General features: G+C 29.3%; 19 protein-coding genes and 2 tRNA genes. 13 read left to right on the forward strand and 8 right to left on the reverse strand.

From position 1 onward, the window contains the following. Positions 1-2: 2 nt before the first annotated feature. Entirely contained in the window at positions 3-983 is a 981-nt protein-coding gene (locus tag QIA41_RS00495) for an ABC transporter permease (protein ID WP_320292115.1), read from the forward strand. Then, complete coding sequence (locus QIA41_RS00500) at positions 983-1,843, forward strand: ABC transporter permease subunit (protein ID WP_320292116.1); 861 nt, start codon at positions 983-985, stop codon at positions 1,841-1,843. Before QIA41_RS00495 ends, QIA41_RS00500 begins: the two co-directional genes overlap by 1 nt. 10 nt (positions 1,844-1,853) lie before the next feature. Here QIA41_RS00500 and QIA41_RS00505 read toward each other — a convergent pair whose 3' ends face one another. Continuing rightward, the gene (locus QIA41_RS00505) at positions 1,854-2,489 is read right to left on the reverse strand and encodes an endonuclease III domain-containing protein (RefSeq protein WP_320292117.1); all 636 of its coding nucleotides are present in this window, start codon (positions 2,487-2,489) and stop codon (positions 1,854-1,856) included. A 102-nt stretch (positions 2,490-2,591) separates the two neighbouring features. Between QIA41_RS00505 and QIA41_RS00510 the strand changes: the two genes are divergently transcribed. Then, positions 2,592-2,665, forward strand: a tRNA-Arg gene (locus QIA41_RS00510). Positions 2,666-2,672: 7 nt separating this feature from the next. After that, positions 2,673-2,745 (forward strand) — tRNA-Pro (locus tag QIA41_RS00515). Between the two features lie 80 nt (positions 2,746-2,825). Here QIA41_RS00515 and QIA41_RS00520 read toward each other — a convergent pair. From QIA41_RS00520 to QIA41_RS00530, 3 genes are all read right to left on the reverse strand, one after another. Beyond that, complete coding sequence (locus QIA41_RS00520; RefSeq protein ID WP_320292118.1) at positions 2,826-4,889, reverse strand: P83/100 family protein; 2,064 nt, start codon at positions 4,887-4,889, stop codon at positions 2,826-2,828. 105 nt (positions 4,890-4,994) lie between these two features. Beyond that, entirely contained in the window at positions 4,995-6,674 is a 1,680-nt protein-coding gene (locus tag QIA41_RS00525; protein WP_320292119.1) for a PQQ-binding-like beta-propeller repeat protein, read from the reverse strand. Between the two features lie 35 nt (positions 6,675-6,709). Further along, positions 6,710-8,341: an ABC-F family ATP-binding cassette domain-containing protein gene (locus tag QIA41_RS00530; RefSeq protein WP_320292120.1), complete on the reverse strand. Its 1,632-nt coding sequence runs from the start codon at positions 8,339-8,341 to the stop codon at positions 6,710-6,712. A 143-nt stretch (positions 8,342-8,484) separates the two neighbouring features. On the opposite strand from QIA41_RS00530, the gene groES reads away from it, so the two are divergent. The 3 genes from groES (at position 8,485) to QIA41_RS00545 (ending at position 10,425) form a co-directional block, all read left to right on the forward strand. Further along, positions 8,485-8,757, forward strand: a complete 273-nt coding sequence (groES, locus tag QIA41_RS00535) for a co-chaperone GroES (RefSeq protein WP_004789371.1) — start codon at positions 8,485-8,487, stop codon at positions 8,755-8,757. A 316-nt stretch (positions 8,758-9,073) separates the two neighbouring features. Next, the gene (mnmC2, locus tag QIA41_RS00540; RefSeq protein WP_320292121.1) at positions 9,074-9,751 is read left to right on the forward strand and encodes a tRNA (5-methylaminomethyl-2-thiouridine)(34)-methyltransferase MnmC2; all 678 of its coding nucleotides are present in this window, start codon (positions 9,074-9,076) and stop codon (positions 9,749-9,751) included. A 77-nt stretch (positions 9,752-9,828) separates the two neighbouring features. Beyond that, entirely contained in the window at positions 9,829-10,425 is a 597-nt protein-coding gene (locus QIA41_RS00545) for a hypothetical protein (protein WP_320292122.1), read from the forward strand. A 62-nt stretch (positions 10,426-10,487) separates the two neighbouring features. Here the strand turns inward: QIA41_RS00545 and valS are convergent, their stop codons facing one another. The 3 genes from valS to QIA41_RS00560 all read right to left on the reverse strand — a co-directional run bounded on the left by valS (position 10,488) and on the right by QIA41_RS00560 (position 15,073). Beyond that, on the reverse strand, positions 10,488-13,115 hold the full coding sequence (gene valS, locus QIA41_RS00550) for a valine--tRNA ligase (protein WP_320292123.1): 2,628 nt from the start codon (positions 13,113-13,115) through the stop codon (positions 10,488-10,490). Positions 13,116-13,119: 4 nt separating this feature from the next. Further along, positions 13,120-14,109 carry a tRNA dihydrouridine synthase gene (locus tag QIA41_RS00555; protein ID WP_320292124.1) on the reverse strand — a complete coding sequence of 330 codons (990 nt, stop codon included), beginning with the start codon at positions 14,107-14,109 and terminating at the stop codon, positions 13,120-13,122. A 166-nt stretch (positions 14,110-14,275) separates the two neighbouring features. After that, positions 14,276-15,073, reverse strand: a complete 798-nt coding sequence (locus QIA41_RS00560; RefSeq protein ID WP_320292125.1) for a septal ring lytic transglycosylase RlpA family protein — start codon at positions 15,071-15,073, stop codon at positions 14,276-14,278. A 113-nt stretch (positions 15,074-15,186) separates the two neighbouring features. Between QIA41_RS00560 and QIA41_RS00565 the strand changes: the two genes are divergently transcribed. Further along, positions 15,187-16,200: an L-threonylcarbamoyladenylate synthase gene (locus QIA41_RS00565; RefSeq protein ID WP_320292126.1), complete on the forward strand. Its 1,014-nt coding sequence runs from the start codon at positions 15,187-15,189 to the stop codon at positions 16,198-16,200. 57 nt (positions 16,201-16,257) lie between these two features. On the opposite strand, the gene plzA is transcribed toward QIA41_RS00565, so the two are convergent. Beyond that, complete coding sequence (gene plzA, locus QIA41_RS00570; protein WP_320292127.1) at positions 16,258-17,043, reverse strand: c-di-GMP-binding receptor PlzA; 786 nt, start codon at positions 17,041-17,043, stop codon at positions 16,258-16,260. Between the two features lie 322 nt (positions 17,044-17,365). Here plzA and QIA41_RS00575 point away from each other — a divergent pair, with 322 nt between their 5' ends. The 5 genes from QIA41_RS00575 (at position 17,366) to QIA41_RS00595 (ending at position 24,979) form a co-directional block, all read left to right on the forward strand. After that, a complete protein-coding gene (locus QIA41_RS00575) occupies positions 17,366-20,152 on the forward strand; it encodes a penicillin-binding protein 1A (RefSeq protein ID WP_320292128.1) in 2,787 nt (928 codons plus the stop codon). Between the two features lie 6 nt (positions 20,153-20,158). Beyond that, positions 20,159-20,551, forward strand: coding sequence for a ParB N-terminal domain-containing protein (locus tag QIA41_RS00580; RefSeq protein WP_320292129.1), 393 nt, complete (start codon positions 20,159-20,161; stop codon positions 20,549-20,551). A 34-nt stretch (positions 20,552-20,585) separates the two neighbouring features. Then, a complete protein-coding gene (locus tag QIA41_RS00585; protein WP_320292130.1) occupies positions 20,586-22,178 on the forward strand; it encodes a glucose-6-phosphate isomerase in 1,593 nt (530 codons plus the stop codon). Positions 22,179-22,241: 63 nt separating this feature from the next. Next, positions 22,242-23,633 carry an L-cystine transporter gene (locus QIA41_RS00590; RefSeq protein WP_320292131.1) on the forward strand — a complete coding sequence of 464 codons (1,392 nt, stop codon included), beginning with the start codon at positions 22,242-22,244 and terminating at the stop codon, positions 23,631-23,633. 14 nt (positions 23,634-23,647) lie between these two features. Then, on the forward strand, positions 23,648-24,979 hold the full coding sequence (locus tag QIA41_RS00595; protein WP_320292132.1) for a CoA-disulfide reductase: 1,332 nt from the start codon (positions 23,648-23,650) through the stop codon (positions 24,977-24,979). The last annotated feature ends 8 nt before the right edge of the window (positions 24,980-24,987 follow it).

Raw genomic sequence — 24,987 nt, forward strand, 5'->3', positions numbered from 1 at the left:
TATTGAAAATATTTATTTTTAAAAATATAATATATTTGCTAATTAATTTAATTTGTGCATCATTTTTTTGCGTATCGTTAGTAAATTTTTTTTCAAATGAACACCAATATATTCCTTTTGTTAAAACAAACATAATAAAAAATTACTTGCAATACATTGGAATATGCAAAAGTATAGAAAGATATACCCTAATACACGATTTTAATCCCAAATCAAAATTAGAAAAAAATTGGTTTTTTAAACATATAGCCGGAAATTCATATATAATATATAAAACAAAAAATGAAGGAATACTATGGGGCGATTATCGATACTCTCCCCTGAGTGAAGGAAAGCCAACCACTACAATAATTTTTAAAAAAATATTCAATACTTTAAAAGTTTCAATTCCGGGCGCCCTACTCTCTTATATTGCAGCAATAATCCTTATTATAACTTGGAAAATTTACATAAAAAATAATCTGGTAAATAATTTTCTAGAATATTTAATGCTATTGTTTCACTCTATGCCAAGAAACTTAACAGTATTTTTAATATTGTCTTTAATATATTATTTAAATTTAAATCCAAAAAATCTAATAATAGGTGGATTTGCATGGTTTTTTTCATTCTTCATATTTAATTCTGTAATTTTTAAACAATCTCTTGACAAAACTTTATCAGAATTTTACATAAAAGCTGCAAAATCAAGAGGCATAAATAAATTGCAAATAATCTTAAAACATGCATTAATCCCATCAATAACACCATTACTTACGAACATGAGACCTATCCTTACAACTGCTTTTTTTGGAGCATCAATGATTGAATCAATGTTTGAAATTGATGGAATTGGAGCCTTATATTTAGATGCTTTAAAATTCAACGACTATGCTATTTCTAAAGATTTAATTTTTATTGGTGTTTTCATCATGCTTATTCCAAACATAATAACAGATATACTAATTTACAAAATCAATCCGTATAAGGATATCCCAAGCTAATGAAATTAAATATAATAATAAATAAAATTTATATCATACTCTTTAACATATTTATTATATTATTAATCATTACCCCAGCGCTGGTTAATGAAAATTCAAAAATTGCAATCTACAGAAAAGATCCTAATAAAGTTTATCTGAAATCTATACAAAACATACCTATGCCACCCACAAAAGATAATCCATTAGGAATTGATAAAATGGGCAGAGATATTATGGCAAGACTAATAATTGCAACAAGAAATTCTATTTTACTCTCACTAAGCTATGCAACAATTTCTGCGGTGATTGGAATCTTTATTGGAACAATAATTGGCATGTTTAGTTTTGAAATTTGTATGCTAATTTCAAAACCAATAGAAACACTACAAACGTTACCCTTTTTCTACGTTGTGTCTCTAATTTTTTATTACTTTTTAAAACAAGAAACTTACAATATGCTTCAAACAGCAACACTATTAGCACTGATTCATGGGTGGATCAGGTTTGCTTTCATTGCAAGAAACAATACATTGATAATAAAAAATTTAGATTATATTAAAGCTAGTGAAGCTATGGGAGCAAGCAAAATAAGAATAATATTACGACACATTTTCCCAGAAGTATTTTCATCGATATCATCTATAATTCCATTACAAATGGCAAGAAGTCTTACTACTTTTGAAGTAGTAAGCTTTTTACAAAAACAGGATAAAAATCTATATCCCAGTCTTGGAGAATTGCTCAACTACATGACAATGGGCAATAGATATCTATGGATATGGATTAATCCTCTGCTCATATTAATAGGCATAAATATTATACTAGCAATAATAAATTTAAAATTTAGAAAAAAAATGAAACATTTAATATCGTCTTAACTTAAAAAAATTAACTAACTCTTGGGGCAAATTTTTCTAAAAAACAATTGTCACAACTCACATTTCTAGAGGTACAAATTTCTCTTCCATGCTTATTGATGGCCATAGAAAATCTATACTGCTTACAAGGCTCTATTCTTCTTTTTAGATCTAGTTCAATCTTTATAGGAGAACTTTCCAAAGAAAGAGCATGTCTTGTGACAACTCTGCTAAAATGAGTATCTACAATAATTGCGGGTTTATTGTAAACAGACCCAAGAATAACATTTGCTGTTTTTCGACCTACTCCAGGTAATTTAACAAGATCAAAAATATTATTTGGAATAATACCATTAAATTTTTTCAAAATATCAATAGAACAATTGACAATATTTTTAGCTTTCCTTGAATAAAATCCAGTCTTATAAATTAATTTTTCAACATCCTTCACATTTGCCCTTGATAAACTTTCAAAATTATTGTACCTCTCAAAAAGGTAAGGAGAAATTTTATTCACCAAACTATCTGTTGTTCTTGCACTTAAAATCACCATTATTAAAAGTTCATAATTATTTTTATAATTTAAAAAAGGTTTAACATCGGGATATCTAGACAAAGCTTCATCAACAATCAAATCAAGATTAATCATAAAAAAATTATAAAACATTATAAACAGAAAACAAAAATAAAAAATATACATAGTAAAGGCATCTAGACTTTATTGACAAGGATTTTTCAAAATGATATACTCATCATTAGCATTTAAAATGCACCAATAGCTCAATTGGATAGAGCAACAGACTTCTAATCTGTAGGTTTTAGGTTCAAGTCCTAATTGGTGCGCTTCACTCGGGATGTGGCCTAGTGGCTAAGGCACCTGCTTTGGGAGCAGGGGATCGTGAGTTCGAATCCCACCATCCCGAAAAAATATTTAAAATTAAAAAGCTAAAAACTTTGTTTTTAGCTTTTTATCAATTTACACAAATTTAATCAAATTGCAAAGTTATTTAACTTGCTTCAAAGTGTCTAAATCTAAAATAAGCAAGCTCTTAGACTCTCCCTGCAAATAAATACAATTCTTCCTCACGGAAAAACTAGTAAACGGTAAAATTTTATCCTCTGAAAGGATAAACTCATATAAATTTCTGGGAGAAAATTTGGCTAACTTCCAAGCATTGCTACTACTATCCTTAACAGCCACCAAAATCATTTTAGAATCAACATATAAAGATGAATCTTTATTAATCTCAAAATCAGACTCTGATATAACGTTTAAATTTTCAAGCTTATTAAGTATCTGAAGCTTAGCTTTTCCTGAATCCATTTTAATAACAACCAAATCTTTTTCACGTTCATAAATTCCATATCGATGAATACCTTGTTGAGTACTTTCTTTAAGTCTAACACCAGTATTTAAATCAATAAGCTGCAATGTCCCTAAATTTGTAATTGGATCGATAACCTCCAAAAACACAGGACTACCAGAATCTATGGGCATAGTGGTCAAATTTTCATTTAAAGGGATCGATTGACCCTTAACTTGGGGATCGATTTTTTGCAAATCAACATCTTGATTATTTACGTCCCCATTATTTACGCCCTCTTTTGACTCAATGTCGCTATAAGAAGGCTTATCTAAAGACGATAATTCACCAGCCCCATTATTGTTGTTGGGCTTAGAAACTTTATCTATTTTTTCAATCTCAGAATCAGATGATTTTTGATCTTCCATCATCATAGAGTTTTCACCATTATTCAAATCATTTAAATTTACTTGAGATTTTTCCTTGATTATTTCTTCTTCCTTGCCTTTATTTTTTTCTTTGTCAGGAACATTAGAATTTAATTCTTGATTAAGATCCAATGCTTTGCGATCTTTACTTTTTAAAAACTCTTCCTCATTTTTTTTGATTTCAATTTGCTTTTCAATTTCTCTTTTTTGATCTTCATCAACAGCTTTTTCAAGCTGCTCTTGTAAATCCTCTAAACTCTCTTTTATCTGTAGCTGCTTATCAACTTTAGGAGAACTTACATCGCCAGGTTTTGGTAAATTTTTTTCCTTATTAATCTCATTAATATCCTCTTGAATCTTTTCCCTAACAGTATCCCTTTGAATATCTAAATTATCTTCAAAAGAGTCTAATTTTTGTTGAGCTTTATCAAGATTGATTGCCTTTTTATCTAGCTCTTCTTTTTGCTTCTTTTTAGCATCAACCTGACTTTCTATCTCTTTTCTATGCGCTTCATCTGTAGCTTTTTCAAGCTGATCTCTTAAATTCTCAATAGTTTCTGTTATATTGGAATCGCTTTCATGAATATTATCTAATTCAACATCAATTTTATCTTGGTCTGCTTTATGGGTTTCACCTTGAATATCTGTAATATCTCTTGCAAAGTTAACACCTGCTTCATTCTCGCTCAAAAGAGACGCCACCACTTTATCTGTAACTAAACTGTCGATATCAATGTCAGACTCAATATTCCCAGATAAAATATTCTTCTTAAGAGGAATAAATATTTGTGTCTTCCCAGCCCATTGACTATATACCCTAGAAAGACCAGCATTTTCTTTGGTTAAAGACTTCAAAGCAGATTCAATATAAAACTCTTCATAATAATTCAAATCTCCTCTATAAACAGCATTATATATTGTAATAACCTTAGCAATTAATTCTGCACTAGACCTCTCATAATCGAAAGCCTTCATTAAATATCCTGTAAGAATTCTTCTTAGATTCAATATGCTGTCAAGCTGCGATCTACTACCAATAGAAAAAACATCAACACTTGCTTTTTTATCTTGGTCATCAACAAATCTATTAATAAAATATTTACCGTAATAACTTGAATTGCTATTGGAATTGATCAACGGTCTAGCTAAAAATTCACCAATACCCAGTATTTGTTCATATGTATTTGTAGAATCATAAGGACCTTTATAATTTACAAACTCAAGATCCATATTAACAAAGTCTTTTAATTTTTCCTTATCAACTTCCCTTGCATTAATAGGAAATCCATTCAAAAAAATAAGAAAAAACCCAAAGATTAGTAACATTTTTTTCATAAAAGAAATTCTCCTATAAATTTAATTATAACCTAACTTGACAACTAAATTTACTAATTTAAACCTAATTTTAACATAATCAGATTTATATACAAAACAATCAATTCAATCTTGAATTACTGAAATAATCTCATTAATGTACTTGTTAATGTTTTCAGAAAAATTTTGTCGCCTCATGAACATTAGCAAACTTATATATTTATGCTTACAAAGCTTAAGAAGTTTGTCTGTTGAGTTTAAAATTATATTTCTCAAATTTAAAATCACAGAATAAGCTATTTCTAAATTGCCTTGATAATTTAAAACTATATATTGGATGTAATTATATATAATACAATCTTGCCCATAATAACTTTCAAATTTGGTAATGGTTTGCACTATGGTAATTATATTATTAATATCCCGCTCTTTAATTGCAAAATTAATAAGGGCCTTGATTGAAAATTCATCATTAACATATGCAAAATATTTATAAAGCTTACCCCTTGAAGCAATCCTATCAAATCCCTTTTCTGGTAAAAGCCAAACATTAAAAGCTTTTTTATATAAATTTAAATATTTTTTGGGAAAATTTCCATGTTCCGCTGCAAGAAAATCCAAAATCCCTAAAAATTTATCATAAGCAGCAGCACTATAGCTAGAATTAAGAATCTCATCAAGAAGTAAATAATTTTCATCATAATCTACAAAACCTTTCTCTTTTAAATCTATTCTACCCTGATTGTATTTATTGCCTCTAAAATGATTCCACACACTAACATCAAGCTCTTTATCGTATTCATAATAGTAAGTACTAAGAACCCAATCACCCCCCCCTAAGGCAATAATACCTGAATTAGCACTAAGTCCTGTTAAATTCTTAAGTTTATCATCAGAAAAAGCTATATCAAAATCTTCTTCAAAAGACAAAATTCCATTTGATTTGGTTGAAATTAAAAGGTTTTTATTATTATAAAGAACAGCTTTCTCAATCTCAAAGTTCATTTTTTTTTTGAATTTAAGCTTAAAGCTTCTATTCAAATTAAAAAACATACCAACACTTGAAATTGCAACATATTCACCATTAAACTTTTCAAACAAAAAATTAATAGGAAAGTCTAACTGAATAGAACCAACAACTTCTCCAAAATCTCTTCCATAAGCAACAATATGACCAGACTTATGTCCAACAACTACCTCTTTTTTTGTATTTATCATTAACAAAAAAGGAAAAGCAACCAATCTGGAAAACCATTTTTTGTTACCAAAAGAATCAAAGAAAAATATTTCATCATTTTCGCTTGCAATGCAAAAATCACCATTATCAAAAACTACAGGAGAAGTAGCGGGTCTACCACCTATGTTTACCTCAAACATTTTTTTTCCATTCTTTAAATCAATAGCAACAACTCTCTCATCAACAAGGGGGACTAAAATATTAGCATTTCCTATGGCAGGAACACCCAGAGGTGAAAAATCAAGCTTATACTTCCAAATAAGTTTTCCTCTTTTAATTTTTTGAAGTTCATTTCTAACTGTAATAACATAATAACCATTCTCAAAATCTTTTAAAAGAAAAGAATATGGAATTCTATTTAATCTATGAGAATATTTTTTTTCAAGCGACATTGTATAAGTAGTCAACCATCTATCTTTTGTTAAAACCGTAATAGTATCGCGTTTTTCATCAATAATTGGATTGCCTACAATCTTACCGGTTAATGCTTTTTGAAAATATAAATTGATGCCAGAATAAAGCCTTAAAAAAGAAACTGCAAACACAAATATGAAAAGCACACATCTCAAAATAAAAAACCTTTTGAGTTTTAAAAAACCTGCTATTAAAGCCTAAAACTAGCATTATTACCATAAAGGCTATTTCTTAAATTTCTAATCTTGGCATCATCAACATACTCAGAAAAAGTCATATATCTATCAATTATTCCGCTTGGAGTAAACTCTATAATTCTATTGGCAACAGTATCTATAAATTGATGATCATGTGATGTAAAAAGAACAACCCCTTTAAACTCTTTAAGTCCAGTATTTAAAGAGGTAATTGCTTCGAGATCCAAGTGGTTTGTAGGTTGATCGAGTATTAAAACATTTGCTCCGCTAAGCATAGCCTTAGCTAGCATACATCTTACTTTTTCTCCCCCCGAGAGGACATTTACCTTTTTTAAAGCTTCATCTTGACTGAAAAGCATCCGTCCTAAAAATCCTCTAATATAAGTTTCATCTTGCTCTTTTGAATACTGACGCAACCAATCAACTAAATTCAAATCTAAATCGAAATATTTTCCATTATCCTTATTAAAATATGAAAAATTAACAGTAGAACCCCATTCATAATGACCTTTATAATTTCTATCTTCATTTGTAATAATATCAAACAAAAAAGTTGCAAACATGGGATTTCCCAAAAAAACAATCTTTTGCTGGGGCTCAATAATGGTGCTAAATTTATTTAAAACTAAATTCCCTTCAAATTCTTTTATCAAATTTTTAATTGTAAGAACATTTTTACCAAGTTCTCTTTCGCTTTTAAAATTAACATAAGGAAATTTCCTTGAAGAAGGCTTCAAATCTTCAACCTTTATTTTTTCAATCAACTTTTTCCTTGATGTTGCTTGCCTAGACTTAGATGCATTACTAGAAAATCTTTGAATAAATGTCTTAAGTTCGGCAATTTTATCCTCAGATCGTTTTTTAGCATCTTTTAGTTGTTTGTTTAAAATCTGGCTTGTTTCATACCAAAAATCATAATTCCCAAGATACACTTGAATCTTTCCATAATCAATGTCAACAATGTGGGTACAAACTTGATTTAAAAAATGCCTATCATGAGAGACAACAATAACCGTATTTTCAAAATTAATTAAAAACTCTTCTAACCATTTAATGGATTGTAAATCGAGATTATTAGTAGGTTCATCAAGAAGCAATATATCAGGCTCACCAAAAAGCGCTTGGGCTAAAAGAACTCTAACCTTTAAAGCCCCTTCAATATCACCCATTAAATTATTATGGATTGACTCATCTATTCCAAGACCTTTAAGAAGCACTGCTGCATCAGACTCAGCCTCATATCCTCCAAGTTCTGAAAATTCTGCTTCAAGCTCCCCGGCTCTAATCCCATCCTCATCGCTAAAGTCAGGTTTATTATAAATTTCATCTTTTTCTTTTTGAACAGAATAAAGTCTTTCGTGACCCATAATAACAGTATCGATAACCTTATATGCATCATAAGCAAACTGATCTTGCTCAAGAGCCACTATTCTTTGATTTTTAGGAATAAATATTTCACCCTTAGTAGATTCAATAGTTCCCCCTAGCACTTTTAAAAAAGTGCTTTTTCCTGCCCCATTAGCACCAATTATTCCATAACAATTTCCAGGAGAAAATTTGATATTTACATCTTTGAATAAAACTCTCTCTCCAAATGCAACTTCCAAATTATTTACAGTTATCAAGTCATTACCCTGCCTAAAATTGATATTCTAATAACAAAATTATCTTGAAAATTAAATTAATTTTCAAGCACTATACAAATATATTGACTCAACTCTAAATTTTTTCGTATATTTAATATTATTAACATAAGGAGATGTTTGAAATGAAAAATATTAAGCCTTTAGCTGATAGAGTTTTAATAAAAATCAAAGAAGCTGAGAGTAAAACAATCTCGGGACTTTACATACCAGAAAATGCCAAAGAAAAAACAAATATTGGAACAGTTATAGCCATTGGTTCTAACAAAGAAGAGATCACTGTAAAAGTTGGCGACACTGTACTTTATGAAAAGTATGCAGGAGCTGCCGTAAAAATCGAGAATAAAGAGCATTTAATACTAAAAGCAAAAGAAATAGTTGCAATAATAGAAGAGTGAAAAGCTAAGTAGCTAAACTTAGCTTTAGTCTTTATGAAATATTTTTCATAAAGACTATTGAAAAATAGGGCTTTAGTTTTAATATGAATAAAAAAGTGACCAATGTCCTAAGGAGAAAGCAAAAATGGTGGAAAGTTTTGTGTTTTTAAAAGAAAAATTACTAAAGTTTCCAAGAATTTATAAGTTAAAATTTTTTATTAAAACTTGCAATCTTAAATAAAAATTATAAATTTGTTATAAAAACTTATTATTCTGATCAATCAAATTAAAAATTTCAAGCTTACAAAACCTTGTAAGCTTGAAAAAGTAAAATTAAATGAAAAATATAATTTTTAAAGAAAGAACCATATATTCAAACAAATTCGATGACATTTATTACAATCCAAAGTATGGAATTGAGGAGAGCTTTTATACCTTTATTAAAGGTTGCAATCTAGATTTAGAATTAAAAACAAAGGAAAATCTTTTAATAGCAGAGTTAGGATTTGGAACAGGATTAAACTTTATATGTCTTTTAAAATTTATAAAAGAAAACAACATAACCTCAAAGATTAATTATTATTCTATAGAAAAATTTCCACTCAGAAAAAACACAATAATGCAAATCTCAAAGTTCTTTGCTAAAGAAAACGCTTATTTCAAATTAATGTTAAAAAATTATCCTAAAATTCCGACAAAAAATTTAAAACTAAAAATAACAGAAAATGTTAATTTAAAAATTTTAATTGGAAACGCTAAAATAAAAATTAAAGAAATTCCAAAAAATGTAGAATATTGGTTTTTGGATGGATTTAATCCTAAAAAAAATCCTGAAATGTGGAACAATGAAATATTTAATTTAATTTCTGAAAAAAGCAGTCCAGAATGCAAGCTTTCAACATTTTCTTCCGCAAGAATTGTAAAAGATGGTTTAAAACTTGCTAAATTCAAACACATTCAAATAGAAAAAGGATTTGGAAATAAAAGACATATGATAAAAGCTCAAAAAAATTAAAAATACTTTTAATATAAACCGATAGAAACAATTACAAAAAATATAGTATACTACTAGATAGGGAAAGGAGAATTTTAATGGTCAGAAAGATATTTGCTATAACCTTAATCTTTTTAATATCCAATAATTATATTTTCGCAAAAGATACAATTAAAGATTTATTCTTTATAAAAGATATATTAATAAAAAAAGAAAAATATTCTGAGATTCTAAACAATGCAAGCCTTGAGGGGATCATTGAAATTGAACATAATGGATCCTACATTGAAGATCACGATTCAGAAGTTAAGCTTATCCTAAAAGAAAACGGATATAGAAGAAATTTTAGCTTTTTCAACCTTTTAAATACCAGTAATATAATCAAAAGTTTAAGCTTATTTAATGATAGACCAAAAAGCATTAAAGAAGGTGAAATCATATTATTAGATAAAAAAATGATTAAAGAAAATCCTAATAAACGATACCAAGACGATGATGACTTTGAATTACGACTGAGCACAACTCAAAAAAATAATCAAATTTATTTAATTCTTGATTTTGAGTTTCTATTTAATCGAAGAAAAACATTTCCATCAATTTACATCAAAGAAGAAGACGTATCAACAATAATAAACAGCTTCATGAAATTACAAGATTCAAACTTCTTATCTCCTCAAACATTACCTAATAATTAAGAGTGAAAAATGCTAGTTATAATAATAAATTATAACTTTACAGAATAATTTCTTAACTTTTGTTACAAATTTTTTAAATCAATAATATAACTATTTATCTTATTGATCAAAGAAGAAAATTCTGCAAATTTTAATTTTTCAGATTCAACAATTTCTTTGGGGGCATTCATTAAAAAATTTTCATTTTCAAGTTTCTTTGCAACAAAAACCTTAAGGGTTTTATACCTTTCAAGCTGCTTTTCAAGCCTTATCAACTCCTTAGCTTTATCTATCAATGACTTAACATCTGCATAAATTCCAAAACCAACTACAGCCATACCAAGCATACCATCATAATTTTTATTATAAAATATATTTTTAAAATTAATCATTCTTTTTGCAATGCTTTCATTAGCCTTAAAGTATCCTTCATATTTAAAGTCTGCATCAAACTTCAAAGCAACATCAATCTCAATGTTAGCAGAAATATTGAATTCGCTCCTAAGCGTTCTTATGGTTACAATGAAAGTTTTAAATACTTTAAAACTTTCAAATTCTTCTTGAAAATTATTAGCAATATCAAAACTTGGATATTCATTTAATGCTAAAATATCTTCCTTTTCTGAAAATTGAGAATAAATTTTTTCTGTAACAAAAGGAATAAACGGATGTAAAATCAACAATGCTTTTTTAAGGAAAAATAACAATTTAGAAATAGCCATATTCTGGATATTAACATTTTCACTATTCAGATCAATTTTACTAATTTCAATATACCAATCACAAAAATCATTCCAAAAAAATTCATAAACTAATTTTGAAGCTTCATTATATTTATAATTTGCAAAAGAAGACTCTATACCAAGAATGGTTGAATTTAGGCTTGTAAACAACCATTTATCAATGTCATTAAATTTCAAATCATTTAATATTTCCCTATTTTTCAAATTCAAAAGAATAAATTTGGAAGCATTAAAAACTTTGTTTGCAAACTTAGCTCCAAGCATAAAATCCTTAGCATCAATATTTAAATCTTGACCTTGAACAGATAAAAAAGATAAAGTAAATCTCAAAGAATCGCTTCCATACTCACGAATAATATCAAGAGGATCTATTCCATTGCCCAAAGACTTTGACATTTTTTTCCCTTGCTTGTCACGCAAAAGAGGCGTGATATAAACATCTTTAAAAGGAATTTGTCCTGTAAATTCTAATCCCGCCATCACCATTCTTGCAACCCAAAAAAATATTATGTCATAAGCAGTAATTAGAGTATCTGTTGGATAATAATTTTTAAAATCCGCTGTAGGATTGGGCCACCCAAGCGAAGAAAAAGGCCATAGCCAAGAAGAAAACCAAGTATCAAGAACATCTGGATCTTGAACAAACTTCTTCCCCGTATTTTTTTCATCTAAAGAAGGATCAGCATCACTTACAACAAGCTCGGCTGTGTCAATATCGTACCAAGCTGGTATTCTATGTCCCCAAACAAGCTGTCTTGATATACACCAATCTTTAATATTTGACAACCAATGTTTATACGTATTTTCCCACTTTCTAGGATAAAATCTCAATTCACCATTCTCTAAAGCCTTTAAAGCTTTGTCTGCTAAAGGCCTCATGCTTACAAACCACTGAGTAGACAAATAAGGTTCAACAACCTCACCCGATCGATAACAATGTCCAACCTGCTGCCTATGCTTTTTAACACATTTCAAAAATCCCTTTTCCATTAATTCTATCTCTATTTTAGATCTTGCATCCTTTATCCTTAATCCCTGATATTGTAAAGGAACATTGTTATTAAGTTTTCCTTCTTGAGTTAAAATATTTACCTTAGGAATATTATGCCTTTTTGAAATTTCAAAATCATTGGGATCATGAGCAGGAGTAACTTTTAAAGCCCCAGTACCAAAAGTGCTGTCAACATAAAAATCCGCAATAACTTTTATCCTTTTAGTTGTCAAGGGAATCGTAACCTCTTTACCAACTAAAGATTTATATCTCTCATCATCAGGATTAACAGCAATAGCAGCGTCCCCAAACATAGTCTCAGGTCTAGTTGTTGCAATCTCAATAAAAGAAGACTCATCAATAAAATACTTCACAAAATAGAGCTTACCATCAACTTCTTTATACTCAATCTCTTCATCGCTAACAACGCTTCCAGATCCAGGATCAAGATTGACAAGATACTCACCCCTATAAATAAGCCCTTTAGAATATAAATCCTTAAAAACCTTGTTAACAGCTTTGCAAAGATTCTCATCGAGAGTAAACCTTTCTCTTGAATAATCGTAAGACGCTCCAAGTTTTTTTATCTGATTAACAATTATACCCCTATGCTTATCTTTTAACTTAAAAATTTCTTGAACAAACTCCTCTCTTTCAAAATCATATTTGCTCTTACCAATATTTTTAAGCTGTCTTTCAAAAACAGATTGCGTTGCTATCCCCGCGTGATCTGTGCCAAAGAGCCACAAAGTATTGTGTTTTTTCATTCTTTTATACCTCACAAGAATGTCTTGCAAAACAAAATTAAGAGCATGTCCCATATGCAATACGCCAGTAACATTAGGAGGAGGTGCAACCATACTAAATTTTTCAAATAAAGAATTATTTGGTAAAAAAACATTATTTTCAAGCCACTTGTTGTAAATTTCATCTTCAAATACCTTGGGATCATATTTTTCAAGAGGTCTACAATTCATTGTTTTAAAAATCTCCTACCATATCAATAACATTTAAATTTTCAAAAAGCTCTTCATAAGTTTTTGAATTTATAAGATTTGAAAAATATTTACTCTGCCTTTCCTTTTCAGTAAAATATATCTTAAAATATTTTTTAAGTTTATTAAAATCTTTTCCAAGCCCCCAAGTGGCATAAAAATCCTTTATATGGAATTTTAATATATTTAATCTAAAACTTAAATTACTATCCAAAAAGTGTATCGAAGAAAATTTAAATAAATTTAAATTCTTAAAAATACCACGACCAAACATAATCCCATCAATTAAATATTTATCAACATAATATTTAGCATCCTTAAGGCTTAAAACATCTCCATTTCCAATAATCAGCGTAGAAGGACTTAGATTATTCCGCAATTTAACGAGTTCATAAAAAATATCAAAATTAACAGGACCTTTACTCTGATTGATAGCAAGTCTTGGATAAACGGTTAACATATCAATTTCAAGGCTCAACAAAAACCCCAACCAATCACCAACTTCTTGATATGAAAATCCATGTCTGGTCTTAACGCTAAGAGGCAAATTAAATTTAGTACAAGCTTCTTTGCTTGCAAGAATTATTTCTTTAGCCAAAGATTTATTATTAATTAAAGCTGAACAAACCCCTTTCTTAATTATCTTATTCTTAGGGCAGCCCATATTAATATCAATCCCCCAAAACCCCATACCCCCCAATATTTCTATTGCTTCATAAAATTGCTCAGGAACATTGCCCCAAATTTGAGCAATTAAAGGCCTATTAAGTTCGTTTGGTTTTAAAAAAATATGCTGAATAGATTGTTTTGATCCATTTAAAATTCCCTTTACAGAAATAAATTCAGTAAAATAAATATGGGGCTCTCCTTCTTCAGATCCTATTAAATGAATCAAATTTCTAAAAACAGCATCGGTAACGTCCTCCATTGGAGCTAAAATCATTATTGGAAGAGAAATCTCTGATAAAAACTTCATAAAACTAACTACACAAAATAAAATACAGCTTTTAAGCAAAACAGTTACTTAAAAGACTTAAATCTAAAAATAACATTGTAATTTTTAAAATAAAAACTACAAAAAAGATCGTCAATAAACGACATAATCATAAAATTTTAAAATTTGATAAAAACCATTTAAAAAATTAATCCATAACAAGACTCTCGCCTGGAACTTTAGTCTTTCTTACTAAAGTATCTTTATACCCAGCAGATTTAATAAGCTCCATATTTTTTTGAACATTTTCAGCATTAGTGGGAATAAAAACAGTATAAAACGGTCCGTGAGAATTTACTAAAACAAAAAGACCAGCTTTTTTTAATATCCGATAAGCCCTATCAGCATAATCTTTTTTTCTATAAGATCCAACTTGTATGTAAAAATCTGTTTCTTTATTATCAGAAATTGAATAATCCGCTAATAAATTTGAAGAATTTGAAGATTTATTTTCAACAGAAACATTTTCTTCTGATTGATTGATTTTCTTTTCTTCTTCAATCTCAGGGGTATTAAATGGTTTTTTAAAGTCGCTAGATTTTGATACAGAAGATCTTTTTTCATTCACACTTTCAACTACTTCAATTTTTACGGGAGCAACCCCTATTCCCAAAAAATCAAGCTTCTCAGCAGCATGTTTTGACAAATCAATTATTCTATCTTTTCTAAAAGGGCCTCTATCATTAATTCTTACAACAACTGATCTATTATTTAAAAGATTTGTAACCCTTACAGCAGTATTAAAAGGCAATTCTTTGTGAGCAGCAGTAAGAGCCATCATATCAAATTTTTCACCATTAGCAGTAGTTTTGCCGTGGAAAGCTTCACCATACCACGAGGCAAGGCCTACTGTAGCAGAATTTACATGAGAAGCAACAAAAAAAAATACAAAGAGAAAAGCAAGGTTTCTATTATCTCTTACGATGGCATCGATTAAATTTCTCATAATGTTTATTATAATTAAATCAAAAACATATTTCAATAAACAAATGGACTCACAAATTGCTTATTGAAATATGTTTTTGATTTAATTATAATAAAAAGAAAAAAGTCTGAAAAATGATATCAACACAAATAATTCGCAGCAATCAAATACATAAAGCTGCAAAACTTATTAAAACAGGAGAGCTTGTTGTATTTCCAACAGAAACAGTTTACGGAATTGGTGCAGATGCTTACAACGAAGATGCCGTAAAAATGATTTTTTTGGTAAAAAAGCGACCTATTAACAATCCTTTAATAGTTCATGTTGACACCGTAAAAAAAATAAAAGAATTATCAGAACATATACCCAAAAGTGCTTTAATGCTAATAAAAAAGTTTAGTCCAGGTCCTCTAACTTATGTTCTTAAAAAATCACCAAAAATATCCAAATTTGTAAGTGGAAACCTAGATACAGTGGCAATAAGAATTCCTGCAAACAAAATAGCTTTAAACCTAATCAGGGCATCTAAAGTTCCCATAGTGGCACCATCTGCAAATATGTCAAAAAGGCCAAGTTCAACAAACTTTGAAATGGCCTTAAAAGAATTAAATGGACTTGTAAAAGGAATAATAAAGATGGCGGGGGAAAAAGACTTTAATATTGGAATCGAATCAACCGTGATTGGATTTGATTTAAAAGATAACGTACTAATATTAAGACCAGGTGCAATAACAAAAAATATGATAGAAAAAGAACTTAAAGGAAGATATTCGGTAAATTACGCAGAAACAAAAATGGAATTAGAAAAATCGCCTGGAAACATAATAGAGCATTACAAGCCAAAAATTCCCGTCTATTTATTTAAAAGTCAAGATAACATAAGAGGATATTTAAACAAAGATACAAAAATACTTATCACAAAAACCACTTTAAAATCCTATTTATTTAATTTCTTATGGGATAAGAAAAATATTACGGTATTTAATACGCTTGAAGAATATGCACAAAATCTTTACAAAGAGCTAGTCAATTCTGAGAATAACTACAAACGTATCCTTAGCGAATTCGTAAAAGATGAAGAACTTGGATACTCAATAAACAATAGAACCAAAAAAGCCAGTTTAAATAGATTCATTAATAAAAATTAAACTAAGCATTAAAATCAAATTCTATATAAGGTTATATAAAAAAGCTTAATACTTTGATTAATTAAAATAATCATGAATTAACATAGTATATTCAAGTGGTATTTTATCCTCATCAAAAGCAATGCCAAGCGCAAAAACCTTTCCATTGGGAGTCTGAATAACACTTAAACTTTTTGATCTACCTTCAATAAAAATCTCTTTATCCATAAATTCAAAACTAAAAACCAAATCAATTGCATCTTCCTTCACATCTCCATAATCAAAAGAAGAAATTACTAAAGCACCCCCATAAGATAAATCCTTTATTAAGCATTTATGTTTTGACCCATTAAACTTAATAAAAGCTTTATCAGAATCGATTTTTAGCTTTCTAATAGAATCTTTGTCAACAATAATCCTCTCATGAATTCTCTGATTTTGACCAAGTTTTAAATCAAGGAGCTTTCCAACTTTAATAGCAATCTCTTCTGGCACAGGAGATAAAAATTCCAATGTTAATAAATTGTATTCCTTATCTTGAGAAGAATAGGCAGAAGCACTTAATAGTTTCACAGACAAAAAGGGGAAAAAAGCCGCATTATGCCTGGAATCTGAATTTTTTTTAAATTGTATAGAACCTAAATTTTTATTTTTAGCCAAAGCGGGCAATACCGTATCTTCTTGAAAAATAAGTTTAAGAGAATCCATAGAAATAGAATAAATTACTCCAAGCACAGAATAAGCGCCTATTTTCATCTCAATAGTATTGCGAAGATTTAAAAAACTATTTATCTCTGTACTCATTTTAATTTCTTTGCCTCTGTACTTAGCTCCATAATCTCTTATTTTTCTGGATAAAAGCATAAACCTCTCCTTTCTCCTTTTTTTGAATATAAAATTTAAAATACTAAAAAACCCTTCAAACTGCTTTAAACACTCTTAAACCAATAAAGTTATAAACAAACTTAATCAACAATCCAAGATTCAATAAATCTACTCTTAAAAGCAAAGACACACCCACACCCAATTATCGCAGCACTATGTTCAATAAACAAATATGTTTAATTAACAAAACTTAAAAATACTGTCTACATAGTGTAAAATTATAACAATAATTTTACACTATAACAATCAACTTATAATATTATTAATTCTTATACACTTATAGTATACTTTAGTAAAAAGTATGAACTTAAATAACCTTAATTCTAAAAAAATAAATAAGCATAAGCTACTTATTTATTTAGCATATTTCACAGTTAGTTTTTCCATTATTACGCTGTCACTAGCAATATCTAAGACTATAAACATACAAAAAGATAAAAATTTTGGATATGTAAACCCAGCAATCCCCTCAAGACTTTTAGATATTAATGGAAAACAAATAACTCAATTTATATCTGATGAAAATAGAGAATTAATGCCCTTGAGAAAAATGCCTGACAATCTAATTAATACACTTTTAATACGAGAAGACATTGGTTTTTTTTCTCATCGAGGTTTTTCCTTGATAGGAATATTTAGAGCTGCATTTAATATTGTTCTTGGCAGATATTTCTCGGGCGGCAGCACATTAACCCAACAACTTGCAAAGCTTCTCTATACAAATCAAGCAAGAAGATCTATTTTGAGGAAATTACATGAAATATGGTGGGCAATACAACTTGAAAAAAAACTCTCAAAATACGAGATATTAGAAAAGTATCTTAATAAAGTTTATTTTGGAAACGGTAACTATGGAATAGTCGCTGCATCAAAATTCTTTTTTGGAAAAAGCGTAAATAAAATCAATACAGCAGAATCTGTAATGATGATAATACAACTTCCAAATGCAAAACTTTATTCGCCACTTTACAATCCAAATTTTTCAAAAAAAATACAACGTGCAGTTTTAAACCAAGTTGTATCAAATGGAATAGTAAAAGCCGAAATTGCTGAAAAAGAATTTAATGAATATTGGCAAAATTATGATTGGACTAGAATGGCCGATACATCTGCAATTTCAAACAAGCAAGACCAAGCCCCTTATTTTTCTGAATACATAAGACAAAAAATACTAAAATATTTACCAGATGGTGCTAACATATACAAAGATGGGTACTCAATATATTCAACTCTTGACCTTGAAGCACAAAAATATGCAGATAAAGTTACAAACGATATGATTAATAAAGCAAGAACAATGTATAATTTAAACAGATCATCTGAAACAATAATTATTAATTCAGAAATTGTACCCGTAGTAGACGCAATATCAGATTTATTAGGAATTAAAAATTTAAGAATAAATGGTAAGCAATATAAAAAACTGAGAAAAAGGAAATTTTACGAAGACAATATTGATCTAATTGCAAGCTTTGGAGCCATACTTGGCATTGATAAAATAGATGCGGCAACAAAAGAATATATTATTAAAAATAAATTAACACCAAAAATCATTGCACAGCCTGAAGGAGCCATGATAGCAATAGACACAACAAGCGGAGCAATAAGAGCCATGGTTGGGGGAAGCGGGCATGCCAAAGACAATGAATTTAATCGTGCCACACAAGCAAAAGTTCAACCTGGGAGTGCATTCAAAACATTATACTTTGCAGCAGCAATTGATCTAAAAAAAATAACAGCTGCCACAATGTTTTCAGATTCTCCGGTAGCATTTCTAAATAAAGACGGAGAAGTTTATACCCCAGGAAATTATGGTGGCAAGTGGAGAGGCAACGTTTTAACACGTCAAGCATTAGCCTTGTCCTTAAATATTCCAGCATTAAGAATATTAGACAGGCTGGGTTTTGACTCTGCAATTAGCTATTCCTCAAAACTGTTAGGAATAGCAGATCCAAAAGAAATAGAAAAAACATTTCCAAAAGTTTATCCGCTAGCACTCGGTGTAATATCGGTTTCTCCAATCCAAATGGCAAGAGCCTTTGCAATTTTGGGAAACAGTGGTAACGAAATCGAACCTTATGCGATAAGATATATTGAAGACAGAGCTGGAAGAATAATAGCAAATGAAGAAGCAAGTATATTGGCTAAAATAAAAAACAAAGAACCTCAAAATCAAATAGTGTCTCCTCAAGCTGCTTATATCATCACGGACATGATGAAATCAACAATCCAATACGGAACCTTAGCAAATCAAAGATATACAAATCTCAAAAATTTTAAATCTGACATTGCTGGAAAATCGGGAACAACACAAAATTGGGCAGACGGATGGGCAATAGGATACTCCCCTTATATAACAACAGCATTTTGGGTTGGATTTGATAAAAAAGGATATTCACTAGGAACATCCGGAACAGGAACAGGATTGGCGGGACCCAGCTGGGGAGAATTCATGGCAGAATATCACAAAAACTTACCGAAAAAGGTTTTTGAAAAACCTGCAGGAATAATTAATATCCCCGTACAAGCAGAAACAGGACTACTGCCAGAAGAAATTGCTGACGAGAAAATAATAAATGAATTATTTATTTCTGGTACTCAGCCAATTGAAAAATCAAAATATTATGAAAATAAACTAGAGTTCAAAAATACAATGGAATTTAACATATATGGAATTGATGAGATTAATAACAACGATGAAATAAATTTTGATACCCCTGAATTTGAATATCTTGATAACGATTTTGAAAGTATCAACAATAATAACGATTTTGAAAGTATCAACAATAATAACGATTTTGAAAGTATTAACAATAATGACCGTAAAAATGAAGATGATCAAATTGAAATGAACATTCAAGAACCCTTAAATGAAATAGAAAATGAAAAATCACAACAAGATTCATTAAACAACTACAATAATAACGAAGAAATGATTATCGAAAATACTAAAGAAGTTAAAGATGAGGACATTGTTAATAAAACAAACACCGAAGAACAAAGTACAAAAGAATTAAATTTAAATAACAATGAAAATGAAAACATTAACAATAAAGACGTCAACGGAGAAGATGTCCAATTGGATTAAAACAATATGTTAATAGATATCGATCAAATAAAAATAAAAAAAAGAATTAGAAAAAATGTGGGAGACATTGAAACCCTTAAAAATAGTATTATAAAACATGGATTAATTTATCCAATAATAATAGATAAAAATAAAAATTTGATAGCGGGATTTAGAAGATATCAAGCCTTAAAAGAAATTGGCTATAAAGAAGTTGAGGTAAAGGTAATCTCAACTGAAAATAAAAAAACTTTACTTGAAATTGAACTTGATGAGAATAATGTTAGAAAATCATTCACAAAAAGTGAAGCAAACGAAGGTGAAGCTTACTTAAAAATTTATTCTGAAAGCAATATGATAATACGATTTCTTAAATTTATTATCTTAAAAATTAAAAATATGTGGAAAAAGAAAAAATAAAAAAATTTAAACTATAACAAAAAGGAACATGTTTATGATAAAGTACAAAAACCTTAATGAACTTGAAAATTTTAAAATTCTTGAAAAAATTGCTCCAGAGATACTCAAAACTGCATTAACTGGGAAAAGAATAAAAGAATACGACATTACAATAGAAGGAGAAAGCGTGCATTATAATTACGCTTCAAAGCAAATTAATGAAAACCATCTTAAAATTTTTCAAAATTTAAGCGATGAAGCAAATTTAATAGAAAAATACAAAAAAGTTCTTGATGGCGAAAAGATCAATATTAGTGAAAATAGAAAAGTCCTACATCACCTTACAAGAGGACAAATTGGCAAGGATGTAATAGAAGATAATAAAGAAAATATGGGAGAGTTTTTCCAATCAGAACTTGAAAAAATATATAATTTTGCAAAGCAAATTCATTCTGGGAACATTAAAAGTACAAATGGTAAAAAATTTAAAAATGTAGTTCAAATAGGAATTGGTGGATCCAGTCTAGGACCAAAAGCTCTTTACAACTCAATAAAAAATTATGCAAAAAAACACAATCTAGCCTTAATGAATGGTTATTTTATTTCAAACATTGATCCAGACGAATCAGAAGAAATACTAAACAGCATTAATGTTGATGAAACGCTCTTTATTATTGTCTCAAAAAGTGGAAATACATTAGAAACCAAAGCTAATATGCAATTCTTAATAAATAAATTAAAATCAAATGGCATAAAAGAATATAAAAAACAATTGGTCATTATAACGTTAAAAGACAGCATGTTGGCAGTAGAAGAAAAAGGATATCTTGAATATTTTTTTATGCATGAATCAATAGGCGGAAGATTTTCTCCAACATCGGCAGTTGGACTTACACTGCTTACCCTTTGTTTCACAAAAAAAATTGTAAAAGAAATTCTAAAAGGAGCCAATAGGGCTGACAAAAAATCATTAAATAAAAACATAAAAGACAATGCGCCTCTTTTAGCAGCATTAATTAGTATATACGAGCGAAATATTCTAAAATACAGTAGCAATTGCATCATTGCTTATTCTAAAGCAATGGAAAGTTTTTATCTTCACTTACAACAACTTGAAATGGAAAGCAATGGGAAAAGTGTAAATAGATTTAACGAACCGATAAAATATAAAACTGTAAGAATAATTTGGGGAGGCATTGGAACGGATGTTCAACACTCATTCTTTCAAATGCTTCATCAAGGAACAGATATAGTACCAATGGATTTCATAGGTTTTAATGAAACACAACTTAAAGAAGATGTAATATCTGATAACAGCTCAAGCAATGACAAATTAAAAGCAAATTTAATAGCACAAATAATAGCATTTTCAAAAGGCAAAGAAAATGTCAACAAAAATAAAAATTTTAAAGGCGAAAGGCCTTCTGCACTAATATATTCAAAAGAATTAACACCTTATGCAATAGGATCAATACTCTCTCATTATGAGAATAAGGTAATGTTTGAAGGATTTTTATTAAATATAAATTCATTCGACCAAGAAGGGGTTCAGCTAGGAAAAATTCTTGCAAATCAAATCCTAGAGAATAACACTTTTGAAGATGAAGTAATAAAATCTTATTCTGAAAAAATCTTAAAACAAGATTAATTAATTTTGAATATATAACCCTAAGTTTAAAAAGAATGCACTAAGCTTATATAAGAGGTAAGAATGGATAATATAAGTATATTATATACATTAATCAATATTATAATAATGCTTATTCTAATAAGAATGGTTTATTTTTGTAAAAGAAAAAATGTTTCTTTTACAAAAAGAGTGTTTATATCATTAGGACTAGGAGTAGCATTTGGGATGTCTATACAATATTTTTATGGCACAAATTCATCTATAACAAACGAAACTATCAGTTGGATAAATATTTTAGGTGAAGGATACGTAAGGCTTCTTAAAATGGTTATAACTCCTTTAATAATAACATCAATAATCTCTGCAATAATAAAATTAACTAACAGCAAAGACGTTGGAAGAATGAGCTTATTAGTAATATTAACACTGGTATTTACAGCAGGCATTGCTGCTATAATTGGCATTTTCACTGCTTTAACGTTAGGATTAACAGCTGAAGGACTGCAAGCGGAAGCCAGTGAAATTTTACAAGGTGAAACATTAGAAAAAGGCCTTGAAGTATTAAACCAAACACCAATTACAAAAAAAATTACAGAACTTATTCCACAAAATATATTTGAAGATTTAGCGGGACTTCGAAAAAGCTCAACAATCGGTGTTGTAATATTCTCAGCCATAATAGGAATAGCAGCCCTTAAAACATCTATCAAAAAACCAGAATCAATAGAATTTTTTAAAAAAATAATATTAACACTTCAAGACACAATATTGGGAATAGTAACTTTAATTTTAAAACTAACGCCTTATGCTATATTGGCTTTAATGACAAAAATTACAGCAACCAGCGAAATCCAAAGCATAATAAAGCTTGGAGAATTTGTAATTGCTTCCTACATTGCCATAGGTCTTACATTTATTATGCATATGGCATTAATTACAATAAACAAATTAAACCCAATTACTTTTATAAAAAAAATATCTCCAGCACTAACATTTGCATTCATATCTAGATCTAGTGCTGCAACCATACCCATTAATATAGAAATTCAAACTAAAAACCTGGGAGTAAGCGAAGGAATAGCAAACTTATCAAGCTCCTTTGGAACATCAATTGGACAAAATGGTTGTGCAGCATTGCATCCAGCTATGCTTGCAATAATGATAGCACCAACTCAAGGAATAAATCCCACAGATGCTTCATTTATACTTACACTTCTTGGATTAATAATAATAACTTCATTTGGAGTTGCTGGCGCTGGGGGAGGCGCAACAACAGCTTCATTAATGGTACTCTCGGCATTGAACTTTCCAGTAGGATTGGTAGGGCTTGTAATATCTGTTGAACCTTTAATTGACATGGGAAGAACAGCAGTTAATGTTAGCGACTCAATGCTTGCCGGCGTTATATCTGCTAAATGGCTTAAACAATTTGATCACAATATCTACAACGAAAAAGAGTCTACAACCAAATAAACGGAGAAACAATCATGAAAATAATAATTATTGGGGGCACATCAGCAGGAACTAGTGCAGCAGCTAAAGCAAAACGCCTAAACAAAGAACTAGATATTACTATCTATGAAAAAACAAATATTGTATCTTTTGGGGCTTGTGGTCTGCCTTACTTTATAGGAGGATTTTTTGACAATCCAAATATAATGATCTCAAGAACACAAGAAGAATTTGAAAAAACTGGCATCTCTGTTAAAATTAACCATGAAGTTATCAAAGTAAATGTAAAAACCAATACAATTGTAATAAAAAATCATAAAACAGGTGCCACTTTTAACAATACTTACGACAAGCTCATGATAGCAACTGGCGCAAACCCTATTATCCCAGCAATCAATAATATCAATCTAAAAAATTTCTATACATTGAGAAATTTAGAAGACGGTCAAGAAATAAAAAAATTAATGGATAACGAAGATATTAAAAATATAGTAATAATTGGTGCTGGATATATTGGAATTGAAATGATAGAAGCAGCAAAAAATAAAAGAAAAAATGTAAGATTGATTCAACTAGACAAACACATTCTCATAGATTCCTTTGACGAGGATATAGCCAAAATAATGGAGGAAGAACTAATAAAAAAAGGAGTTGATCTTCATACAAGTGAATTTGTAAAAAGTTTAATAGGAGAAAAAAAGGTAGAAGGGGTAATAACAAACAAAAATACTTATCAAGCTGACGTTGTTATACTTGCTACTGGAATAAAACCAGCTACCAAATTTTTGGAAAATCAGCTTAAAACTACTCCAAATGGAGCAATAATTGTAGATGAGTATGGCGAAACTAGCATAAAAAATATTTTTTCTGCAGGAGATTGTGCAACTATTTATAATATAGCGAGCAAAAAAAATGAATACATACCCCTAGCAACAACAGCCAACAAGCTTGGCAGAATAGTTGGTGAAAATTTAGCTGGAAATCGCGTTCCATTTGAAGGCACATTGGGCTCAGCTTCAATTAAGATACTATCTTTAGAGGCTGCAAGAACTGGACTTACAGAAAAAGATGCAAAAAAACTTCAAATAAAATATAAAACGATTTTTGTAAAGGATAAAAATCATACAAATTATTATCCGGGGCAAGAAGATCTTTATATTAAATTAATTTACGAGGAAAATACCAAAATAATCCTTGGGGCACAATCAATAGGAAAAAATGGAGCTGTAATAAGAACCCATGCTTTATCAATTGCAATATATTCAAAACTTACAACAAAAGAATTGGGAATGATGGATTTTTCATATTCTCCACCATTCTCAAGAACCTGGGATATATTAAATATTGCTGGAAATGCCGCCAAATAAAAAAAGTT

It is taken from the genome of Borreliella sinica, assembly GCF_033969665.2.
Taxonomy (GTDB): Bacteria; Spirochaetota; Spirochaetia; order Borreliales; family Borreliaceae; genus Borreliella; species Borreliella sinica.